Origin of the sequence: Frigoribacterium sp. CFBP 13707 (assembly GCF_014842245.1) — a bacterium.
In the GTDB taxonomy this organism is placed as follows: domain Bacteria; phylum Actinomycetota; class Actinomycetes; order Actinomycetales; family Microbacteriaceae; genus Frigoribacterium; species Frigoribacterium endophyticum.
Map to the genome: position 1 here is coordinate 256,848 of NZ_JACYVL010000001.1, position 12,378 is coordinate 269,225.

Below are 12,378 nucleotides of genomic sequence, written 5' to 3' on the forward strand. Positions count from 1 at the left end.
GTACCCGCGGCGGCTGGGCCCGCCGCCGGGCCGCCGATGAACCGCGTTCCGTGCGGTGAACCGCAGTGGAGTGCGGTTCATCGCACGGAACGCGGTTCACGCCGAGGGGCGACGTCGGCGCGGGACGACGAGGGGCGTGCCGGTGACCGGGTCGGGCACGACGACGCACGGCAGGTCGAAGACCCGCTCGACGAGCTCGGCGGTGAGCACGTCGGCCGGGGCTCCCGTCGCGACCACCTCGCCGTCGCGCATCACGATCAAGTCGGTCGCGTACCGGGCCGCCTGGGCGAGGTCGTGCAGCACCGCCACCACGGTGGTGCCCCGCTCGTGCAGCCGGGCGAACAGGTCGAGCAGGTCGTACTGGTGGGCGACGTCGAGGAAGGTCGTCGGCTCGTCGAGCAGCAGCACCGAGGTCTGTTGCGCCAGCGCGGTCGCCACCCAGACGCGCTGCCGCTGCCCGCCCGACAGCTCGTCGACCGGCACGTCGACGAGGTCGACGAGGTCGGTCTCGGCGAGCGCGCCGTCGACGGCCTCGCGGTCGGCCTCCGACCACTGGCGGAAGAGGCCCTGGTGCGGGTAGCGCCCGCGCGCCACCAGCTCGCCGACGGTGATGCCCTCGGGGGCCGTCGACGACTGGGGCAGCAGGCCCACGGTGCGCGCCGCCTCCTTCGCGGGCACGCCGGCCAGCTCGCGGCCGTCGAGCAGCACGCTGCCCGACCGGGGCTTCAGGAGGCGCGCGAAGGCCCGCAGGAGGGTCGACTTGCCGCAGGCGTTCGGCCCGACGATCACGGTGAACGAGCCGTCGCGGACGCTGGCGTCGATCGACCGCGACACGGTGCGCCGGTCGTAGGCGAGGTGCGCGGCGCGGGCGGCCAGGCGAGGCGTGCCGGGCTGCCCGGGCGTGGCGGGCGGCTGGGGCGTGGTCACGACGACCTCCGGGATTCTCCGACGAGCAGCGAGACGAGGTAGGCGCCGCCGATCACGAGGGTGACGAGGCCGACGGGCACGGGCGAGGTGGTGACGTGCTGGGCGACGACGTCGGCGACGAGCAGCAGCAGGGCCCCGGCGAGCGCCGCCGCGCCGAGCGGCACGCCCGCCGAGCGCACGAGGCGCCGGGCGAGCTGGGGCGCCGCGAGGGCGACGAACACGATCGGCCCTGTGCTCGCCGTGACGACCGCGGTCAGCGCGACCCCGACGACGACGAGCGCGAGGCGGGCCGGCTCGGTGCGCAGGCCGTGCGAGCGCGCGGCGTCGTCGCCGAGCTCGAGCTGGCGCAGCGGTCGCGAGAGCACGGCGACCGCGACGCCGAGCAGCGCGAGCAGCGCCGCCGCGGGCACGAGCTCCGACCAGCTGACGAGCGCGAGGGTGCCGGCGCCCCAGAACGACGCCGTCAGCGCGACCTCGGCCTGGGCACGCAGCAGCAGCCAGCTGTTGACCGAGTGCAGCACGGCGGTGACGCCGATGCCGACGATGATGAGCCGCAGCCCCTGCACGCCGCCGCGCCAGGCCAGCAGGTAGACCACGAGGGCCGTGCCGAGCCCGCCGACGAGCGCCCCGGCGGCGGTGCCGACGGTCGAGGTCGCGCCTGAGACGATCACGACGATCGCGCCGGTGTAGGCGCCGGTCGAGAAGCCGATGACGTCGGGCGAGCCGAGCGGGTTGCGCGTCAACGACTGGAAGACCGCCCCGGAGGCGCCCAGCGCGGCCCCGAAGACGAGTGCGGCCAGGACCCGCGGCAGCCGCCAGCCCAGCACGATCGTCGAGGCGGGGCCGTCGGCGCCGCCGAGGGCGCGCAGCACCTCGAGCGGGCTGAGCGGGTAGTCGCCGAGGCCGAGCGCGACGAGTCCGACGACGAGGGCGACGAGGGCGATCGCGGCGGTCGCCGTGACCCGGCGGCGGCGGAGGGCCGAGCGCGGCCGCGGGGCACGGGCGGGCGACGTCCCCGGCTTCGTCGACCCCGTGCCGGACCCCGTGCTCGTGCCCCTGCCCCTGCCCGTGCCCGTGCCCGTGCCCGCGCCCGCGCCCGCGGTCACCGCGCTCCTCCCGCCGTGCGGCGACGGGCCACGAGCACGAGCACCGGCGCCCCGAGGGCGGCGGTGACGAGGCCCGCGGCGAGCTCGCCCGGCGGGGCGGCGACGCGGCCGAGCACGTCGGCGAGCAGCAGCAGCACCGGGCCGAGCACGGCGCTGAGGCCGATCGTCCACGGCTGGCTCGCTCCCACGACGCCGCGGGCGGCGTGCGCGACCATGAGGCCCAGGAAGGCGACCGGGCCGACCACCGCGGTGGCGCCTCCGGCCAGCAGCGTGACGACGACGAGCGCGGCGACGCGCACCAGCGGCACCGAGACGCCGACCGACGAGGCGTGGTCGTCGCCGAGGGCGACCGCGTCGAGGGGCCGCGCGGCGACGAGCGCGACGACGACGCCCGCGACGACGAACGGCGCCACGGTCACGACCGGCGCCCAGCCGCGGTCGGCGAGGCTGCCGACCTCCCAGGCGCGGACCGCGTCGAAGCGCCGGGGGTCGGCGAGCACGATGGCCGAGGTCAGGCCGCTCAGCACGGCGCCGAACGCGATGCCCGCCAGCGTCAGACGCGCGGGGCTGCCGCCCGAGCGGCCGGCGCCGCCGATCAGCGAGACGGCGACGGTCGCGACCGCGGCGCCCAGCAGGGAAGGCCACACCCACCCGCTGGCCGCCGTGACCCCGGCGAACCCCACGGCGAGGGCGACGGCGAAGGCGCTGCCGGAGGTGACCCCGAGGAGGCCCGGGTCGGCCAGCGGGTTCCGGGTCACCGCCTGCGCGACGGCGCCGGCGACCCCGAGCCCGGCGCCCGCGACGATCGCCGCGACCGTGCGGGGCAGCCGCAGGTCGACGACGGCGGTCGCGTCGCCCGCGTCGGGGGCCGCCGTCGAGCCGGTCGGGCTCCAGCCCGTGAGCAGCTGCACGACGACGTCGGGCGGCACCGGCCGTGCGCCGACGGCGAGGCTGAGGAGCACGGCCACGACGAGCAGGCCCAGGCCGGCGAGCAGCCAAGCGAGCCGCGTGCGGGTGCGGCGCACCACCCGGGTCGCCCGGACGTCGCCGGGCCGGGTGCTGATGGCCATGCTGAGGAGCTTAGGCTAGCCTTCCCTGAGTTCGACCCCGAGCGTCGCGCCCCCACCGCAGCGGGCCCGCCGGAGCGACTCCCCCGCACCCTGCACCGCACCCCGTCTCCCCTGCCCCGCCCCCGACTCCGAGGACCCCATGCGCACCCCCCTGAAGCTCGCCGCCCTCCTGGCCGCCGCCGCCGTCGCCCTGACCGGCTGCGCGGCCGGCAGCGCCTCCGACGACGCGACCGCCACCTCCTCCGCCGCCCCGGCCGCCGACTCCTTCCCCGTCAGCGTCGACACGAAGTTCGGCGAGGTGACCGTCGACCAGCAGCCCGAGCGCGTCGTCGCGCTCGGCTGGGGCGACGCCGAGACGGCGCTCGCGCTCGGCGTGCAGCCGGTCGGCGCCTCCGACTGGCTGGCGTTCGGCGACGACGTCGACGGCGTGGGCCCGTGGGCCCAGGGCCTCTACGACCAGTCGCCGGAGATCATCGGCACGCTCGACCCCTCCTACGAGGCGATCGCCGCGCTGCAGCCCGACCTCATCCTCGACACGAAGTCGTCGGGCGACCAGGACCGCTACGACCGTCTGTCGGGCATCGCCCCGACGATCGGCGTGCCCGAGGGCGGCGACAGCTACCTGACCACCTTCGAGCAGCAGATGGACCTCGTCTCGACGGCCCTCGGGCAGTCCGCGAAGGGCGACGAGCTCGTCGCGCAGAGCGAGGCCGAGGTCGAGGCCGCCGCCGAGGCGCACCCCGAGTGGAAGGGCCTCACCGTGACGGCCGCCACCAAGACCAGCGAGGGCTGGGGCGCGTACGTCGCGGGCTCGGAGCGCGTCAGCCTGCTCGAGTCGCTCGGCTTCGAGCAGAACCCGGAGGTCGCTGCCCTCGACGCGAACTCAGGCGGCTTCTCGGTGAGCATCTCGTCGGAGAACCTCGACGTGATCGACGCCGACGTGATCGTCGCCTTCCCGATCTACATCGACACCGCGCAGATCACCGACGACCCGCAGTGGCAGGCCCTGCCGGCGGTCGAGGCCGGGCACGACGTCGTCATCGACGGCGACGTCTCGTCGGCGTACTCGCTCGGCACCTCGCTGTCGCGCAGCTATGCCCTCGACGCCCTCGTGCCGCTGCTCGAGACGGCGACGAAGAGCTGACCGGGAGCGACCCCGTGAGCCCGACCGACGCCTCCCCCGCCCGCTCCCCGCGCCCGGTGCGCGCGCAGCACGTCTTCGTCGTCGAGCGCACCGAGCGCCTGACGCCGCACCTCGTGCGCGTGCACCTCGGCGGCGACGCCTTCGACGGCTTCGTCGAGGCCGGCGCCGCGCAGCTCGCCGAGAGCGACCGCTACGTCAAGCTGCTGCTCGCCCGGCCCGGGCTCGGGCTGCAGCCGCCGTTCGACCTCGACCGGCTGCGCGGCGAGCTGGCCCCCGACGACCTGCCCGTGCGCCGCACGTACACGGTGCGCTCGGTCGACCACGACGCCCGCACGATCGCCGTCGACTTCGTCGTGCACGGCGACGAGGGCGTGGCCGGCCCGTGGGCCCTCGCGGCCCGGCCCGGCGACCGGCTGCAGATGTCGAGCCCGGGCGGCGGCTGGTCGCCCTCCTCCGACCCCGCGGTGCCGAACCTGCTGCTCGCCGACGACTCCGCCGTGCCCGCCGTCGCGTCGGCCCTCGAGGCGATGGGCCCCGACGCCCGGGGCCTCGCGCTGGTCGAGGTCGCGGGCCCCGACGACGAGGTCGCCCTGGCCCCGCCCGCCGGGCTAGAGCTGCGCTGGCTGCACCGCGGCGAGGGCGCACCCGGCAGCGCGCTCCTCGCCGCCCTCGGGGCCCTCGAGCCGCCGGTCGGCCCGGTCACCGTCTTCGCCCACGGCGAGCGCGGGGCCGTGAAGGAGGCGCGGGTCGTGCTCCACGACCGCTGGGGCCTCGATCGGGCGTCGCTGTCGATCAGCGCCTACTGGGCGCTCGGTCGCGTCGAGGACGCCTTCCAGGCCGAGAAGCGCGAGCCGGTCGGCGCGATCTTCGCCGACTGACGCCGTCGCGTCACCGAGGTGACGCTTCATGGGGCCCCTCCTTCGACGAGGGCCCGGGACGGGTCACCTCGACGGCCCCGGTAGCCTGTCCCGGTGAGGTTCTGCAGCAGGTGGGTCGTGCGTGGCCAGTGGCACGAGGTCTGCCTCTACGAGGACTTCTTCCTGTACCGCACCCGCCCGGCCGACAGCACCGCGCCTCCGGAGGAGCACCGCGTCGAGAACGGCGACATCGCCGACATCGGGGTCGACCGCGAGGGGCCGCTCTGGGGCATCACGCTCACGGTGACGAGCGGGGAGTCGCGCACGGTGCCGTGCCCGGCGACGATCGCCGCGCCGCTGCTGCTGCGCTGGCACGACCGCGACTGACCACCGGGCCTACGCGGCGCCGACCAGCAGCTCGCCGGGCTCGGCCCCCTCGGCACCGAACTCGATGCGCCGGTTCGCGACCTTCTCGCTGAAGAACCGGTCGTGGCTGACGACGACGACCGCCCCGGGGAAGTGCACGAGGGCCCGCTCCATCACCTGCGTGCTGGCCATGTCGAGGTGGTTCGTCGGCTCGTCGAGCAGCAGCACGGAGGCGCCGGAGAGCAGGCACTGCGCCATCGCCACGCGGGCGCGCTGACCGCCGGAGAGCGCGCCGATGCGCTGCTGGAGGTCGGCCTCGGAGAACTGGAACATGGCCAGGAAGCGCGCGACCGACTTCCGGGTGGCCTTCAGGGCCAGGCTGTCGGGCATCGCGTTGACCGAGTGCGTCACCGTGTCGGCGTCGTCGAGCTCGGCGAGCACCTGGTTGTACGAGACGACCTTCGCGCCGCCGGCCCAGTCGACACGGCCGCGGTCGGCCGCCTCGGTGCCCTCGAGCACCCGCAGCAGCGTGCTCTTGCCGCTGCCGTTCGAGCCCACGACGACGATGCGGTTCCCGCGGCGCACCTCGAAGCCGAGGTCGTCGAAGAGCGTCTTCTCGCCGTACGCCTTGCCGAGCCCCTCGACGCGGCAGAGCACGTCCTTCACGTGCAGCCCGCCGTAGATCTCGGTGATGATCTGGTCGACGGGCCGAGGGGTGCGCTGCTTCTTGATCTTGGCGAGGTCCTTCGTGAGGCCGCCCGCGCCTCCCTGCTTCTGCGCCTTCGCGGCCTTGACGGCCTCGCGACGGTCGCTGATGCCCTCGGCCTCGAAGGCGAGCAGCTCGTTCTCGTGCGCGAACTGCTGCTCGAGGGTCTTCAGCCGGAACTGCTTCTGCACGACGTACTCGGCGAAGGCGCCGGGGTACTCGTGCAGGTGGAAGTTCTCGACCTCGACGATGCGGGTGACGACCGCGTCGAGGAACTGCCGGTCGTGCGAGACGACGATCGCGGCGCCGCGGAAGTCGCGGAACCACTGCTCGAGCCACTCGACGCCGGCCACGTCGAGGAAGTTCGTCGGCTCGTCGAGCAGCAGCACGTCGGGCGCCTCGAGGACGATCTTCGCGAGGGCCGCGCGGTTGCGCCAGCCGCCGCTCAGCGCGTCGATCGGGCTGGTGCGGTGCGCCGCGTCGAAGCCGAGCACGGTGAGGGCGGTGTCGACGTGACGGCGGTACTCCCAGCCGTCGAGCCGGTCCATCTCGGCGAAGAGCTCGGACTGCCGCTCGATCAGGCGCGTGAGCTCGTCGCCCTGGTCGGGGTCGACGGCGACCACCGCGATCGCGGCGTCGATCTCGGCGAGCTCGGCCTCCATGGCGCGGACGTCGTCGAAGAGCCCCTCGAGCACCTCGGTGACGGTGGCGGTGCCGTCGAGCTCGCTGAACTGCGAGAAGTAGCCGAGCCGCAGGCCGTCGTCGACGGTGACCGTGCCCTCGTCGGGCTGCACCTGGTCGAGGGCGAGCTTCAGCAGGGTCGACTTGCCCGAGCCGTTGCGCCCGATCAGGCCGACGCGGTCGCCGGGCTCGAGGCGGAAGAAGGCCTCACGCAGCACCGGCCGCTGCTCGTAGCGCACGGTGACGTCGTTCAGGCGGATGAGGCTCATGCCCACCAGTCTCGCAGCCTGCGTCGGAACACTGGACCGGGCCGGGGCGTTGCACCCCCCGGAGCCGTGCGCACCACTCCGGGTGCGTCCCCGCTCCGAACTGGAGGCACCATGACCACCGAAGACCACGACCACGCACCCACCCCCGACGCCCTCGCCCGCCTGACGCCCGAGCAGCGCCGCGTCACCCAGGGCGGCGGCACGGAGCCCGCGTTCCGCAACGAGTTCTGGGACTCCCACGAGGCGGGCATCTACGTCGACGTGGTCAGCGGCCAGCCGCTCTTCGCCTCCGTCGACAAGTTCGACAGCCGCACCGGCTGGCCGAGCTTCACCCGGCCGATCGACGCCGAGAACGTCGTCGAGCGCCGCGAGGGCATGTTCTTCGCGCGCCGCACCGAGGTCAGCTCGGCGGGCGCCGGCAGCCACCTCGGCCACGTCTTCGCCGACGGCCCCACCGCGACGGGCGGCCTCCGCTACTGCATCAACTCGGCGGCCCTCCGCTTCGTCCCCCTCACCGCACTCGAGACCGAAGGATACGGTTCGTACATGACGCTCTTCTCCCCTGAGTCCACCCCCGCCCCCAGCGGAACGACCGAGACCGCGATCCTCGCGGGCGGCTGCTTCTGGGGCGCGCAGCAGCTGCTCCGTCGCCGACCGGGCATCGTCTCGACCCGCGTCGGCTACTCCGGCGGCCACGTCGCGAACGCGACGTACCGCAACCACGGCGGCCACGCCGAGGCCGTCGAGATCGTGTTCGACCCGGGCGTGACCTCGTACCGCGAGGTGCTCGAGTTCTTCTTCCAGATCCACGACCCGTCGACGAAGGACCGCCAGGGCAACGACATCGGCGACTCGTACCGCTCGGCGATCTTCTACACCTCCGACGAGCAGCGCGAGACCGCCCTCGACACCATCGCCGACGTCGACGCGTCGGGTCTCTGGCCCGGCAAGGTCGTCACCGAGGTCACCGCCGCCGGCGACTTCTGGGAGGCCGAGGAGGAGCACCAGGACTACCTCGAGAAGCTCCCCAACGGCTACACCTGCCACTTCGTGCGACCCGGCTGGGTGCTGCCGAAGCGCGAGCAGGCCGTCAGCGCGAGCTGAGCCCGGGCCCCGCGGTGCGGGGCCGCAGGTCTGCGGGGGGCGCGGTGCCGGTCATGCCGGCACCGCGCCTCCCGTGCGCGTGCGCGGCGACCGCCGCCGCACCTGGTAAGCAGGGGGCATGCCCCTCGACGTCGCCGCCCTCCGCTCCGCCTTCCCCTCGCTCGGCTCGGGCATCGCCCACTTCGACGGCCCGGGGGGCACCCAGACGCCGCTCGACGTCGGCGAGGCCATCGCCCGCGCCATGACCGGTCCCACGTCGATCCGCGGCACGAGCACCCTCGGCGAGCGCAACAGCGAGGCCACGGTCCAGGCCTTCCGTGCCGCCTACGGCGACCTGCTCGGCGTGCCGGCCCGCGGCGTCGTCCACGGCCGGAGCGCGACGCAGCTCACCTACGACTTCTCGCGCCACCTGTCAGCCGGCTGGGGCCCGGGCGACGAGGTCGTCGTCTGCCGGCTCGACCACGACTCGAACGTGCGCCCCTGGGTGCAGGCCGCCGAGGCCGTCGGCGCGACCGTCCGCTGGATCGAGTTCGACCCCGCCACCGGCGAGCTCGACCACGCCTCGGCCGCCGTCGCGATCACCGACCGCACCCGCGTCGTGGCCCTGACCGCCGCCTCCAACCTGCTCGGCACGCAGCCCGCCGTCCGGGCGATCGCCGACCGCGCGCACGCCGCGGGCGCGCTCGTCTGGGTCGACGCCGTGCACTTCGCGGCGCACGAGGTCGTCGACCGCGAGGCCCTCGGCGCGGACTTCGTCGTCTGCTCGCCCTACAAGTTCTACGGGCCGCACTGCGGCGTGCTCGGCGCCGACCCGGAGCTGCTGGAGGGCCTCCGGCCCGCGAAGCTCCTGGCGTCGACCGACGTGGTGCCCGAGCGGTTCGAGTTCGGCACCCTGCCCTACGAGCAACTGGCCGGGGCCACGGCCGCCGTCGACTTCCTCGCCGGGATCGCCCCGGGCGACGCGACGACCCGCCGCGAGGCGATCGTGGCGTCGATGCGGGCCTGCCACGAGCACGAGGGCGAGCTGCGCGCCCGGCTGGAGGCGCGCCTCCTCGCCGTCCCCGGCCTGACCCTGCACTCGCGGGCGGCGCGGCGCACGCCGACCCTCTACGTGACGATCGACGGGCACCGCATGCGCGAGCTGTCGGCGCACCTCGCGACGCGCGACGTGCTCGCGCCGTCGGGGCACTTCTACGCGATCGAGGCCTGGCGCGCGATGGGTCTCGACGACGAGACCACCGGGCTGCGGATCGGGCTCGCGGCCTACACGGACGACAGCGACGTCGACCGGCTGGTCGCCGGCATCGAGGAGTTCGTCGCCGCCTGACGCTGCCTGCGCGGCCGTGGGTGCCCGAGCCGCACGGCGGGCCGGTGCCTCGGCCGTCCGGCGGGCGTGTTCGACACCGACGAGCCGTCGTGCACGCCCGGCCGCGTCGAACTCGCCCGCGCGGCGAGAGTCGACACGCGGGACGCGAGACGGCCGTCAGCGCGAGGCGACTCCCCCGGGCGGTCGACGGGTCGGGGCCGCGGCGGCGCGGCGCTTGTCGACGACGGCGGTCACGGCCGAGCCGAGCAGCAGGACGAGGATGCCCAGGGTGACGACGACGGCCCCCAGGACGATGAGCGCGATGATGAACGTTTCCACCCCCCGATCCTGACGGAGTCGCGGGCGCCGCGGCAAGGACCCGCGGCGGATGCCCAGGCCGACCGGCCCCTCAGGACCCGCAGGCCGAGGTGGCCGACAGGCTGAGACCCTCCGCCGTCCCGCGGATGGTCGCGCCGGCGACGCCCGACGCCCCGCTCCCCTGCGTCGCCCAGATATCGAGGCCGAGCGCCCGGTCGACTGGGCGCAGGCCCTGGTCGGTCCAGCTCGCCGTGACGGCGTCGAAGGGAACCTGGGCGTCGTCGACGTGGAGGAACACCGGCGCGACGACCCAGCCCCGCACGCGGACCCGCAGCGAGCCCTCGCACTGCTCGCGGCCGTCGACGGCGACGACCGCCTCAACGCCGGTGAGCGCGACCGAGGCGTCCAGGAACGCCCGCACCGCCGCCTCCTCCTCCGTCAGGTCGACGGCCTGCAGCTCGGCCTCGGTCAGCGGCGCCGGAGGGGCGTCGGGCGTGATCCGCGGGACGGAGGGCGGCGGAGGCGACCCGAGCGGGAGGCCCAGCCAGCCGTCCACGTCGCGGTCGACGTCGGCCACGCCCGGCGGGGAGACGGTGAAGCCGGTGCGGTCGCGGGTGCCGGCGTCGGCCTTCTCGTCGGTGGTCGCGGCGAGCTCCTCGGCGATCGACACGACCTCACGGGTCTCGACCCTGAGCGTCGGGCCGACGGGCCCGGCCACGGGGTCGGCGACGGAGAGGCTCAGCGACGTGAGACGACCCGCCGCCAGCTGGGCGTCGAGCCGGTCGAGCAGAGCCGGCCCCGGGCTAGTCCGCCCCACCCCCAGGTACGCGGAACCGCGGGTCAGGCTGGTGCGCAGCCCGTCCACCAGCGGCCGCACCGCGTCGACCGTGGCGCGGAGGCTCGCGGAGGCGGCGACCGTGACCTGGGCGGAGGACCGGTCGACGACGACCGACTCGACCTCCGGCACGCGTCGGAGCTCGTCAGCGAGGGTGACGGAGGCGGCGTCCAGGACGTCGAAGGTGGCGGCCGAGGTGCCCTCGCCCGCGGGCAGGTGCAGGTCGAGCACGAGCGCCGCCCGCGTCACGCCGCCGAACGCGGCGCCGTCGAGGTCGTCGGCGAGGTCGATGTCCGGCCCGTCGGCCGTCACGGCGACCCGGGCGATCCAGTGGTGGGGGTCGTCCTTGGCGTCGACCTGCGAGAGGTCGGTCTCGACGCCGGCGACGCCGTCCACTGCTCGGAGACGGTCGGCGAGGGCCGCGAGTGACTCCTCCGAGCCCTCCGGCGGCGGCACGAGCAGCAGCGAGCAGGCGCTCAGCGAGGCTGCGACGAGGGCCAGGCCGACGACCCCGGCGAGGGCGCGGCGAGCACGACGAAGGCGGGGCAGCGGCATCACCTCAGCCTAGGAAGACGCGGGCCGCCCCTCGTCGCCCGGGAGGAGGACGGGCGTCCCCCTCCCGGTGGAGCGTCGGGCTCAGCCCCGCCAGAACTCCCGCACGGCATCGAGCACCTCGTCCGCCTGGCGCCGCCCGGCCTCAGCCGCGGGGCCGCGGGTCGCGCCCGAGAGGGAGTTCGCGCCGAACGCCGCGAGCGCCGCGTCGTCGGCCTGGATCACCATGACCTCGCGACCGGCCGCCTGACGCGCCGCCACGACGCCCGGCAGGGTCGGCCCGAGCGGCGACTGCGCCAGCTCGGGCCCGCACGACAGCACGAGAACGCGTTCGGCGGCGTCGGCGACGTCGGCGTTGGTGCCGGAGCGCACGCCGCCGTCCATCGTCGGCCGGCCGTCGACCTCGACGGTCGGCCAGACGAGCGGCACCGAGCAGCTGGCCGCGACGGCCACGTGCAGGGGGACGCCGGAGTCGCGGGTCAGCACCCGGAACTCGCCGTCGGTCGCGTCGACGGTGCAGACCGCCAGGTCGCCCGCGGGCCACGGGGTGTCGGCACCGAGTCGCTCGCGCATGGTCGTCACCAGCTCGGGCTCGTCGCCGGTGACGGGCACCTGCCGGGCGAGCGCGCCCAGGCGGGCCCGCGCCTCCTCGGGGCTGGCGGCGCCGGCCACGGCCTGGCCGACGCGGTCCAGGAAGTCGCCGCCGTCGAGGGCGGCCTCGGGGGTCGCGCCGGCCGGCAGCAGCTGCTCGCGGTAGGCGTCGGCGACGCCGCCCAGGCGGAGCGTCGTGCCGACGACCGAGCCGGCGGACGTGCCGACGACGAGGTCGGCGTCGGCGAGGGGCACGCCGGCCTCGAGCAGGCGGGCGAGCACGCCGACCTCCCACGCGATGCCGGTGATGCCGCCGCCGCCGAGGACGAGGGCGGTGCGGGGGGACGAGGGTGCGGTGTCGGTCACGGGGCTCCTCCAGACGATGACGGGGACGCCGTCACGCTACGACCCCCGGCCGAGGAGCGCTCCCAGCGACCGCGACCGGGCGACCCCGAGACGGCCCCGGGTGCACCGGAGGGGGCCGGGCCACCCGAGGCCCGACCCCCTCCGGGCCTGTCAGCGCCCTGCGGGGCGCTGCTGACGAAC

12 protein-coding genes are annotated in these 12,378 nt (G+C 75.4%); 5 read left to right on the forward strand and 7 right to left on the reverse strand.

The window, feature by feature from the left end; translation table 11 throughout:
• Positions 1-96: 96 nt before the first annotated feature.
• The 3 genes from IFT45_RS01170 to IFT45_RS01180 are packed head-to-tail and all read right to left on the reverse strand — an operon-like array spanning position 97 to position 3,103.
• Entirely contained in the window at positions 97-927 is an 831-nt protein-coding gene (locus tag IFT45_RS01170) for an ABC transporter ATP-binding protein (protein WP_056056627.1), read from the reverse strand.
• On the reverse strand, positions 924-2,033 hold the full coding sequence (locus IFT45_RS01175) for a FecCD family ABC transporter permease (RefSeq protein WP_371810820.1): 1,110 nt from the start codon (positions 2,031-2,033) through the stop codon (positions 924-926). The genes IFT45_RS01170 and IFT45_RS01175 overlap by 4 nt, the downstream gene beginning before the upstream one ends.
• Positions 2,030-3,103, reverse strand: a complete 1,074-nt coding sequence (locus IFT45_RS01180; RefSeq protein WP_192126266.1) for an iron ABC transporter permease — start codon at positions 3,101-3,103, stop codon at positions 2,030-2,032. Before IFT45_RS01180 ends, IFT45_RS01175 begins: the two co-directional genes overlap by 4 nt.
• A 139-nt stretch (positions 3,104-3,242) precedes the next feature.
• Here IFT45_RS01180 and IFT45_RS01185 point away from each other — a divergent pair, with 139 nt between their 5' ends.
• The 3 genes from IFT45_RS01185 to IFT45_RS01195 all read left to right on the forward strand — a co-directional run bounded on the left by IFT45_RS01185 (position 3,243) and on the right by IFT45_RS01195 (position 5,491).
• On the forward strand, positions 3,243-4,247 hold the full coding sequence (locus IFT45_RS01185; protein ID WP_167259805.1) for an iron-siderophore ABC transporter substrate-binding protein: 1,005 nt from the start codon (positions 3,243-3,245) through the stop codon (positions 4,245-4,247).
• A 14-nt stretch (positions 4,248-4,261) separates the two neighbouring features.
• Positions 4,262-5,125 (forward strand): siderophore-interacting protein, encoded by an 864-nt coding sequence (locus tag IFT45_RS01190; RefSeq protein ID WP_192126268.1) that lies wholly within the window; start codon positions 4,262-4,264, stop codon positions 5,123-5,125.
• 93 nt (positions 5,126-5,218) lie between these two features.
• The gene (locus tag IFT45_RS01195; RefSeq protein ID WP_192126270.1) at positions 5,219-5,491 is read left to right on the forward strand and encodes a hypothetical protein; all 273 of its coding nucleotides are present in this window, start codon (positions 5,219-5,221) and stop codon (positions 5,489-5,491) included.
• A gap of 9 nt (positions 5,492-5,500) precedes the next feature.
• On the opposite strand, the gene IFT45_RS01200 is transcribed toward IFT45_RS01195, so the two are convergent.
• Positions 5,501-7,126 (reverse strand): ABC-F family ATP-binding cassette domain-containing protein, encoded by a 1,626-nt coding sequence (locus IFT45_RS01200; RefSeq protein WP_167259811.1) that lies wholly within the window; start codon positions 7,124-7,126, stop codon positions 5,501-5,503.
• A 111-nt stretch (positions 7,127-7,237) separates the two neighbouring features.
• On the opposite strand from IFT45_RS01200, the gene IFT45_RS01205 reads away from it, so the two are divergent.
• Positions 7,238-8,230: a bifunctional methionine sulfoxide reductase B/A protein gene (locus tag IFT45_RS01205; protein ID WP_192126272.1), complete on the forward strand. Its 993-nt coding sequence runs from the start codon at positions 7,238-7,240 to the stop codon at positions 8,228-8,230.
• A 118-nt stretch (positions 8,231-8,348) separates the two neighbouring features.
• Complete coding sequence (locus IFT45_RS01210; RefSeq protein ID WP_192126274.1) at positions 8,349-9,557, forward strand: cysteine desulfurase-like protein; 1,209 nt, start codon at positions 8,349-8,351, stop codon at positions 9,555-9,557.
• A 156-nt stretch (positions 9,558-9,713) separates the two neighbouring features.
• On the opposite strand, the gene IFT45_RS01215 is transcribed toward IFT45_RS01210, so the two are convergent.
• From IFT45_RS01215 to IFT45_RS01225, 3 genes are all read right to left on the reverse strand, one after another.
• Positions 9,714-9,875, reverse strand: coding sequence for a hypothetical protein (locus IFT45_RS01215; RefSeq protein WP_192126276.1), 162 nt, complete (start codon positions 9,873-9,875; stop codon positions 9,714-9,716).
• 70 nt (positions 9,876-9,945) lie between these two features.
• Complete coding sequence (locus IFT45_RS01220; RefSeq protein ID WP_192126278.1) at positions 9,946-11,244, reverse strand: hypothetical protein; 1,299 nt, start codon at positions 11,242-11,244, stop codon at positions 9,946-9,948.
• 81 nt (positions 11,245-11,325) lie between these two features.
• Complete coding sequence (locus tag IFT45_RS01225) at positions 11,326-12,198, reverse strand: patatin-like phospholipase family protein (RefSeq protein ID WP_192126280.1); 873 nt, start codon at positions 12,196-12,198, stop codon at positions 11,326-11,328.
• Between the last annotated feature and the right edge of the window lie 180 nt (positions 12,199-12,378).

Excerpts from the sequence above, each read along its gene's own strand:
- IFT45_RS01180 (WP_192126266.1), bottom strand. The coding sequence starts at position 3,103 with ATGGCCATCAGCACCCGGCCCGGCGACGTCCGGGCGACCCGGGTGGTG.
- IFT45_RS01185 (WP_167259805.1), top strand. The coding sequence starts at position 3,243 with ATGCGCACCCCCCTGAAGCTCGCCGCCCTCCTGGCCGCCGCCGCCGTC.
- IFT45_RS01200 (WP_167259811.1), bottom strand. The coding sequence starts at position 7,126 with ATGAGCCTCATCCGCCTGAACGACGTCACCGTGCGCTACGAGCAGCGG.
- IFT45_RS01205 (WP_192126272.1), top strand. The coding sequence starts at position 7,238 with ATGACCACCGAAGACCACGACCACGCACCCACCCCCGACGCCCTCGCC.
- IFT45_RS01210 (WP_192126274.1), top strand. The coding sequence starts at position 8,349 with ATGCCCCTCGACGTCGCCGCCCTCCGCTCCGCCTTCCCCTCGCTCGGC.
- IFT45_RS01220 (WP_192126278.1), bottom strand. The coding sequence starts at position 11,244 with ATGCCGCTGCCCCGCCTTCGTCGTGCTCGCCGCGCCCTCGCCGGGGTC.